Annotated in this window: 10 protein-coding genes and 1 other RNA gene; all 11 read left to right on the forward strand. The window is 48.5% G+C overall.

Annotated elements, in window-relative coordinates:
* Window positions 1–20: 20 nt before the first annotated feature.
* The 11 genes from ffs to B3W37_RS08635 all read left to right on the forward strand — a co-directional run bounded on the left by ffs (window position 21) and on the right by B3W37_RS08635 (window position 7261).
* Window positions 21–286, forward strand: an RNA gene (ffs, locus tag B3W37_RS08585) — signal recognition particle sRNA large type.
* Between the two features lie 155 nt (window positions 287–441).
* Complete coding sequence (gene dnaX, locus B3W37_RS08590; protein ID WP_483170353.1) at window positions 442–1992, forward strand: DNA polymerase III subunit gamma/tau; 1551 nt, start codon at window positions 442–444, stop codon at window positions 1990–1992.
* A 12-nt stretch (window positions 1993–2004) separates the two neighbouring features.
* Window positions 2005–2331: a YbaB/EbfC family nucleoid-associated protein gene (locus tag B3W37_RS08595; RefSeq protein ID WP_483170354.1), complete on the forward strand. Its 327-nt coding sequence runs from the start codon at window positions 2005–2007 to the stop codon at window positions 2329–2331.
* A 42-nt stretch (window positions 2332–2373) separates the two neighbouring features.
* Complete coding sequence (recR, locus tag B3W37_RS08600; protein ID WP_481042032.1) at window positions 2374–2967, forward strand: recombination mediator RecR; 594 nt, start codon at window positions 2374–2376, stop codon at window positions 2965–2967.
* 69 nt (window positions 2968–3036) lie between these two features.
* Window positions 3037–3321: a DUF2508 family protein gene (locus B3W37_RS08605; RefSeq protein WP_483170355.1), complete on the forward strand. Its 285-nt coding sequence runs from the start codon at window positions 3037–3039 to the stop codon at window positions 3319–3321.
* 4 nt (window positions 3322–3325) lie between these two features.
* The gene (locus B3W37_RS08610) at window positions 3326–3592 is read left to right on the forward strand and encodes a pro-sigmaK processing inhibitor BofA family protein (RefSeq protein WP_481042036.1); all 267 of its coding nucleotides are present in this window, start codon (window positions 3326–3328) and stop codon (window positions 3590–3592) included.
* A gap of 306 nt (window positions 3593–3898) precedes the next feature.
* Window positions 3899–4507: a hypothetical protein gene (locus B3W37_RS08615; RefSeq protein WP_483175389.1), complete on the forward strand. Its 609-nt coding sequence runs from the start codon at window positions 3899–3901 to the stop codon at window positions 4505–4507.
* A 42-nt stretch (window positions 4508–4549) separates the two neighbouring features.
* The gene (locus B3W37_RS08620; RefSeq protein ID WP_483175390.1) at window positions 4550–5638 is read left to right on the forward strand and encodes a ferredoxin oxidoreductase; all 1089 of its coding nucleotides are present in this window, start codon (window positions 4550–4552) and stop codon (window positions 5636–5638) included.
* Between the two features lie 20 nt (window positions 5639–5658).
* Window positions 5659–6411: a thiamine pyrophosphate-dependent enzyme gene (locus B3W37_RS08625; protein ID WP_481042042.1), complete on the forward strand. Its 753-nt coding sequence runs from the start codon at window positions 5659–5661 to the stop codon at window positions 6409–6411.
* On the forward strand, window positions 6412–6999 hold the full coding sequence (locus B3W37_RS08630) for a 2-oxoacid:acceptor oxidoreductase family protein (RefSeq protein ID WP_481042044.1): 588 nt from the start codon (window positions 6412–6414) through the stop codon (window positions 6997–6999).
* Between the two features lie 4 nt (window positions 7000–7003).
* Window positions 7004–7261, forward strand: a complete 258-nt coding sequence (locus B3W37_RS08635; RefSeq protein WP_483175392.1) for a 4Fe-4S dicluster domain-containing protein — start codon at window positions 7004–7006, stop codon at window positions 7259–7261.
* The last annotated feature ends 129 nt before the right edge of the window (window positions 7262–7390 follow it).

Raw genomic sequence — 7390 nt, forward strand, 5'->3', positions numbered from 1 at the left:
AAAGCCTCTTTATAGATTTGCCGTGCTAGATGGGGAATTAGCGGTGCCCTGTAACCTGCAACCCGCTATAGCAGGGTCGAATTCCTGAGCCGAGGGTATATTCTGTGAGGTCTGACTGCAACAAGTGACGTCGAAATCTGGGTCCTTCGCAATGAGACATCTTGAACTGTGTCAGGTCCGGAAGGAAGCAGCACTAAGGGATTCATCTTATGTGACGAAGGGAAGCCTGGGTGGAGTTAACTACTGTAGTAACGCTTGGAGAGTATATTCGAGGCCAGGTGCACGGCGTTATTAATTTATATGCAAATCATTTTGACGGCAGGACGAAACCTGCTGTTTTTGGTTTTTCAGCAGGAAACCGCTAGGTTATCGAGAATCTACTTGATAATGGACTCATAGATGGTGGCATTTGCCGGGAAGGAGTTGAAATCCATGTCCTATATGGCCTTATATAGAGCCTGGCGCCCGCAGAATTTCTCGGAAGTAGTCGGTCAGGAGAAAACCGTCAAGGCTTTGCAGAATGCACTCCAGCAGGGGCGTGTTTCCCATGCCTACCTTTTTTCGGGGCCAAGAGGAACCGGCAAGACCAGTATAGCCAAAATAGTTGCCCGGGCGGTAAACTGCAGCCGTCCTGAAGAAGGGGAACCCTGCAATCAGTGCCCTTCCTGTGCGGACATTCTGCAGGGCAACTTCATGGATGTTATAGAAATAGACGCGGCCTCTAATCGGGGCATAGATGAGATTCGGGACTTGCGGGAAAAAGTCCGCATGCTGCCGGCCCAGGGAAAAAAGAAGGTTTATATAATCGATGAAGTACATATGCTGACAACGGAGGCCTTTAATGCCTTGTTAAAAACCCTGGAAGAACCCCCCGATTCGGTAATATTCATCCTGGCTACCACTGAACTGCAAAAGATACCGGCCACCATTCTTTCCCGGTGCCAGAGCTATCATTTCCGCCGCCTCACAGCGGAAGAGATTGTGGAACGCCTCAGGCAAGTAGCATTGAGTAATAAAATGAAGGTGTCTGCAGAAGGCCTGGAATTGATTGCCCGGCGGGCCAACGGCGGGCTGAGGGATGCTTTAAGCTCTTTAGATCAGATCTATTCTTACAAGGGAACGGAAATTGATAAGCAGGCTGTATTGGATGTACTGGGATTGGTGGACGACTTGTACCTGAGCCGTTTAATGGAAGCCATTTTTGCCCGGGATGTGGGTGCGGTTATAGAAATGCTGGGACAGGCCCTGCAGGAAGGCAAGGAAGCGCAGCAGATTGCCCGTGAAGCAGTATTGTATTTGCGCGACCTCCTGGTCTATTCCCTGTTGGGAACAGAAGCGGAACTGGCCGTGGTTACAGATTCAGCCCGGCCCTACCTGGATAATTTACGGGAGAAGATTGAACCTGCGCAGGTGATGAAAGCCTTAAATACGTTAATGGCCGGGGCTGACCGCTTGCGTTTCAGTGAGGGCAACCGCTTTCAATTGGAAATGGCGTTCTTGGAATTGGTGGCCCTGGGGGCGGAGCAAAAGCCGTCGGCTGACGCCAGGCCCCCGCGAACAGTCAGAACCAAAGCCCCGGTATCGGTCACAAAGCCGGCGCAAAACGCATCAGCAGATGGGACCAAGACCCAGAGTAAAGCTGCGGAATCTCCGAACGGGGGCGACGGCAAAACCACACAGCAGGCATGGGCCAGACTATTAGCCGCAGTGAAAGAAAAGAAGATACCCACGCATGCGCTCCTGGCTCAGGGGAAACTGCTCGAGCATAAAGATCAGGCAATAACAATCGGTTTTAAAAAAGCCTATAAATTTCACAAAGAAAAGCTGGAAGAAAGCGCCAATAAGAATATACTCGAGGAATCCGCTAAAGAGCTTTGGGGACGCTCTGCGTCTGTCAGTCTGGTGTTCCTTGAGGAGGATTCCGCCCAGGACCCGGTAGTAAAAAGAGCCCTGGAATTGTTTGGCGAAGATATTGTAGAAGTCAAGGAATAAGGAGGAATAAGGATGAAGTTCAATCCCATGGGGCCCAACATGAATAAGATGATGAAAGAAGCCCGCAAAGTTCAGGAGCAGATCGTGCAGATGCAGGAAGAACTGCGCCAGAGGGAAATGGTTGTGACCTCGGGAGGCGGAGCGGTTACAGTTCGGGTCAACGGAAAGCAAGAGATATTGAGTCTTAAAATAGCTCCCGAAGCAGTGGACCCCGATGATGTAGAGATGCTGGAAGATATGATAATAGCTGCTGTCAATGAAGCGGTGAAACAGTCGCAGGATATGGTATCCGCCGAGATGGCCAAAATTACCGGAGGATTTAACATCCCCGGGTTATAATTGGCATAACTCACCAGAAGCTGTATGAATGGATGACTTATCATGAGATTGACCCGTTCTCTGGAAAACTTGATCGAACAACTGCAGAAACTACCCACTATAGGCCCTAAGACAGCCCAAAGACTGGCTTTGCACCTGTTAAAGACGCCTGAACCGCAGGCCCGGGCATTGGCAGAAGCCATAATTCAGGCACGCACCACCGTCAGGCCTTGCAGTCAGTGCGGGTATTTGACCGAATCTGATCCCTGCGTAATTTGCCGGGACTTGACCCGGGATACAACCTTGTTGTGTGTCGCCGAGGAAGCCAGCGATGTAATGGCCATTGAGCGCAGCGGGTATCGAGGGCAATACTATGTCATTAATAAAGAATTTAAGCTCATGGGCGACCGCAGCCTGGAAGATCTCGATTTTTCTGCGCTGCTTTCCAAAATTTCCGGGGGAGGGGTTAGAGAGTTGATCCTGGCATTGAATCCCGATATAGACGGCGAGGTCCTGGCACGGTACATCGCTGGGCTGACAGCTCCCTTTCCGGTCCGCATCACGCGCCTGGCCCATGGTCTGCCCGTTGGCGGCGACATCGAATATACCGATGAAATCACCCTGCGCAAGGCCATAGAAGGCCGTAAAGAAATCTGACATATTGAACCGGCTCCTGGCATAAGATGGAAGTAAAAAGCGCTCTTAAGCACTGCCAGGAGGGATTCGATGGGATTAGCCAGCAAAATATGGGCGAAAACCAAAGAATACATCTGTATGAAAGAGGAGCCTGCCAGCGATGCATACGGGCAGGAACAGATGCTTGAACTGGCCAAACAGGAACTGGATTTGGCCTATAATATGTTTTCCCGGGCGGAGGATCCGGATATGATTGAATGTGCAGTTTTTAACCTGAAAGCAGCTGAAAAGCGATATGATTTCCTGATCAAGCAAGCCAAGCAACAATCTGGCAAAACCAAAGACAATAAACCTAATATGGATGGCAGGGGGTAGCGATATGCCCGGTATTAATGTTGCAATTGCGGCGATTGTGGTTGTGGTGATTCTCTATTTTGTGCTGAAGATGTTTTTAAAGCCGATTCAACTTTTGTGGAAGCTGGCATTAAACTCGGTAGTAGGATTGGTTTTATTGATGATATTCAACTATCTGGCCAGTTACTTTGCCTTTTTTATACCTATAAATATCATCACTATTCTGATCGCTGGTTTTTTAGGTGTACCTGGAGTATTGTTGCTGGTCGCTTTTCAATATCTGCTTAAATAAATAGCGTATATTACCTGGGGTTCATAGAGGCTGGCAAACAGCCCTTTTTTTATGGCCTTGGCTCGGTCTAGGTAGAAAGTGCGGATTGGGGCATAATATAAAAGCTCCGTTAAAAAGGCCAAAATTAAGGGATAACATATATTGCTCAATGTGTGTATTATTTGTGAGCAAATAGAAATTATTGACGCACAATTACCCCTACTTTATACTTATACTATTACTTGTTAGGAGGTGTTCCGGTTTCATTCCCAGATTGACAGAATAGTCGAAGCTTACATAGGAGAATACGCCAGCGGCAAGAGCGAATTGGCCATCAATCGTGCACTGGAACTGAAACAGCAGGAGCACCGAGTGGTTCTCGTTGATCTCGACACCGTTGAACCGTTTTATACCTTGAGGCCTTTAAAAAGGCTGTTAGAGGAAAAAGGGTTGGAAGTGATTGGCTTATCCAGTGAGGATGCCTTCGGTCTGGGTGAGACCGGGGCGATGTTGACCCCGCAGGCCAGGTGGGCCTTATGGCGCGAAGGGGATATTATTTTAGATGTGGGTTACGGCGTTATGGGCGCTCAGACCCTTAATCTGGTAGAGGGCGCTTATGAATCGCCGCACTTAAGAATCCTGGCAGTAATTAATGCCCTGCGGCCAATGACTAACTCTCAGGATAGGATCGTAGAATACCTGCATAATCTGGGGCGTGTTGATGCGGTTATCGCCAACAGCCATTTAGGAGATGAGACTGACGCAGAACTAGTGTTGAATGCAAACCGAATCGTTTTTTCAGTTGCCCAGCAAATGGGCCTGCCGGTGGATTATGTAGCAGTTGATGAGAAATTGAGGGATGAAGTCCCCGGCGAACGATTCCCTGTGCCGGTCAAATACATTAAGAGGTATATGCCCGGCGCTATGTGGAAATGAAGAAGCCACATCTGATTTAGAATGGGAGGTGCTTAAGACAACATGCAGGCAACAATTGGAGAAAGCAAAAAAGCGTTTATGACCGGTAATGAGATTGTGACCTGGGCTGCTCTGGCTGCAGGGGCAGAGGTCATGTTTGGATATCCCATTACTCCACAAAACGAGGTTATGCACTACTGGACCCGCTTGGCCCCCAAATATGGTCGTGAATTCTTACAGACCGAAGATGAGATCTCGGCAGGATTCACAGTGTGTGGAGCCGTTCAGGCCGGTAAAAAAGCCTTTACCGCCACCGCAGGCCCCGGCAATGTACTGATGCAGGAGCCTTTCGGCATGGCAGAGGCCATGCGTCTGCCCCTGGTGGCGATAATTCAACAGCGCGGCGGCCCTTCATCCGGCACCGTGGTCTATTCCCAACAAGAGGTTACCCTGACTACTTTCGGCGGCAACGGAGAAGGCAACCGTATGGTTTACTCCACCGCTACCCATCAGGAGATATTCGATTACGTAATTAAGGGGTTCAACGTAGCCTGGAAATACAGATTCCCCACGTTTATTCTTGGGGATGGATATCAGGCCAAAATGAGGGAGCCTTTAACCATATACGAACCCCAGGACCGGGGTATTGAAATGGTTTCCCCCTATCCGCTTATAGGCAAGGCGGGAAGTATTGGAGTAGACCGGGAAGCCGAACATCTGTGCAACATTTACAGCCTGGAAGAAGAATTATATGATGTAGTTCTGCAACATGCCGAAGACTATGAGCGCATCGCTCCAGAGATAATTGAGTATGAAGAAAAGGAATGTGAGGATGCCGATATCCTCATCATCTCCCATGGAGTGGTATCCAGGGCGGCCGATGACGCGGTGAAAGCCCTGCGCGCACAGGGAATAAAAGCGGGCTATTTCAGGCCTATCACCTTGCGTCCTTTTCCTCAGCAGCAATTGCGGGATGCCATCGCTAAAAGCGGTGCCAAAAAGATGCTGGTGGCGGAATCGGCCTACGGGCAACTGTACCGGCTTATCCGTCAGGAGATCTATGGTGAAACCATACCTATCGAAGGATTATTCATGCCAGGCGTAGGAATTATCGATTATGACATCATGAATAAAGTTAAAAGTATTTTATAAGGAAGGGGGTTAATTTCAAAATGACCGTATCACCAGCAGTTCCAAAATCATGGTATTTACCGTCCAAACCGCATAAGTTTTGCCCGGGATGCGGGCACGGTATCGTTTTGAAAGCCCTGGGCGAGGTCATCGACGAACTGAACATACAAGATAAAACCATCTTTGGTTGTGATATAGGATGCTCGCTGTTATCCTGGAATTTTTTTAATTGTGACAGCACCCAAACCCATCATGGCCGGACCACACCGGTTATGGTCGGCATCAAACGCAGTCGTCCAGAATTGGTCACAATAGGTTATATGGGCGACGGCGGCGGGTACTCTATCGGTTCCCAGCATTTGCTCAATGCAGCGGTGCGCAATGAAAAAGTCACATTGATACTGGTTAACAACACCAACTACGGTATGACCGGCGGTCAAATGGCTCCTACCACCCTGCCCGGCCAGAAAACCGAGACTACACCTTATGGCAGGGACACCGATGTTACCGGATATCCCACCAAAGGACCGGAGTTTCTCAATGCATTGACCCAGGATGACGCCTATATCGCCAGGGCTACCGTATCCAACTATCGCCAGTTGAAACGCTTCATCAAGAATGCCCTGCGCAATCAAATCGAAGGCCATGGCTTTTCATTTGTTGAGGTCTTATCTACCTGTCCCACCAACTGGAGGACCAATGCGCAACAAACCTTACATTTTCTTGAAGATGAAATGGAGAAATACTTCCCGGTCGGGGAGTTAAAGAATCCTCTGGGAAAGGGGGATAAATAAATGTCCTTAATTAAGATCGCCCTGGCCGGAGAAGGCGGGCAAGGGGTTCAATCTATTGCCGAGATAATGGCGGAAGCAGCTTATAATCAAAACATGCAAACCATTTACATTCCCAACTTTGGACTGGAGCAAAGGGGCGGCGTATCCATCGCTTTCCTTCAATTCAGTGACCGGCGCATCGGCGCTCCCAAATTCAATAAAGCCGATGTGGTCATAGCCCTCAGTGAACGGGCTATCGGCCGTACAGCAGGATACTCTGACGAAAATACCATTTTTATGTATGACAACAGTTATCCGATACCCGAAGCTGAATTCCCGGAAAAAGCCAAGAAGGTTATTGGCATACCTGCCATCGAAATTGCGAATAATAAGCTGCATCCCCGGGTATTTAATATCATTATAATGGGGGCGGCCATCGGGCTGACTAAAATCGTGTCATTCGAGGCCGCCAAAGAAGCCCTGATACACAAATTGGCCTATAAGTTTGAGAAGGATCCGAATCTTAAAGAATTGAATTTCAAAGCACTGCAAATGGGAAAAGAAATGGCTGAAGCATCTATGCAGGAAGGAGTGGAAGTGCGTGCCTAAAGAAATGAAACCAATTTCGACCGAATTGGACAGGGCAATTTTTCACATCTTTCCCCAGTTTTGCAAAGGATGCGGGTTGTGCAAAGAGAAATGCCCCAACGATGTCTTGATCTGGTCGGAGAAACTTGGGGTATATGGCACCCCTTCAGTCAAGCCCAAAGACGAGGACAGCTGTATCGCCTGCAGTTTATGTGAAATGATATGTCCAGATGCGGCTATATATATCGAAAAGAAAGCCAAAAAGAAAAAGGCAGCACAGTAGAGTATTTTATAGCAACTTTGAGATAAACACTCCCACCTGGTGTGCGGGGTGTTTATTGCCGCATAGTCATTTTATTTAAGTTCTTGACATCTATTAGGGACAATGATAATATAATTCTTGCGCGCACGA

Source organism: Syntrophomonas sp. UBA5494, assembly GCF_002426325.1.

What these genes read in the sequence shown, in the direction of transcription:
- B3W37_RS08630 (WP_481042044.1), top strand. Translation starts at nt 6,412, where the DNA reads ATGTCCTTAATTAAGATCGCCCTGGCCGGAGAAGGCGGGCAAGGGGTT.
- recR (WP_481042032.1), top strand. Translation starts at nt 2,374, where the DNA reads ATGAGATTGACCCGTTCTCTGGAAAACTTGATCGAACAACTGCAGAAA.
- B3W37_RS08610 (WP_481042036.1), top strand. Translation starts at nt 3,326, where the DNA reads ATGCCCGGTATTAATGTTGCAATTGCGGCGATTGTGGTTGTGGTGATT.
- dnaX (WP_483170353.1), top strand. Translation starts at nt 442, where the DNA reads ATGGCCTTATATAGAGCCTGGCGCCCGCAGAATTTCTCGGAAGTAGTC.
- B3W37_RS08620 (WP_483175390.1), top strand. Translation starts at nt 4,550, where the DNA reads ATGCAGGCAACAATTGGAGAAAGCAAAAAAGCGTTTATGACCGGTAAT.
- B3W37_RS08605 (WP_483170355.1), top strand. Translation starts at nt 3,037, where the DNA reads ATGGGATTAGCCAGCAAAATATGGGCGAAAACCAAAGAATACATCTGT.
- B3W37_RS08625 (WP_481042042.1), top strand. Translation starts at nt 5,659, where the DNA reads ATGACCGTATCACCAGCAGTTCCAAAATCATGGTATTTACCGTCCAAA.
- B3W37_RS08595 (WP_483170354.1), top strand. Translation starts at nt 2,005, where the DNA reads ATGAAGTTCAATCCCATGGGGCCCAACATGAATAAGATGATGAAAGAA.
- B3W37_RS08635 (WP_483175392.1), top strand. Translation starts at nt 7,004, where the DNA reads ATGAAACCAATTTCGACCGAATTGGACAGGGCAATTTTTCACATCTTT.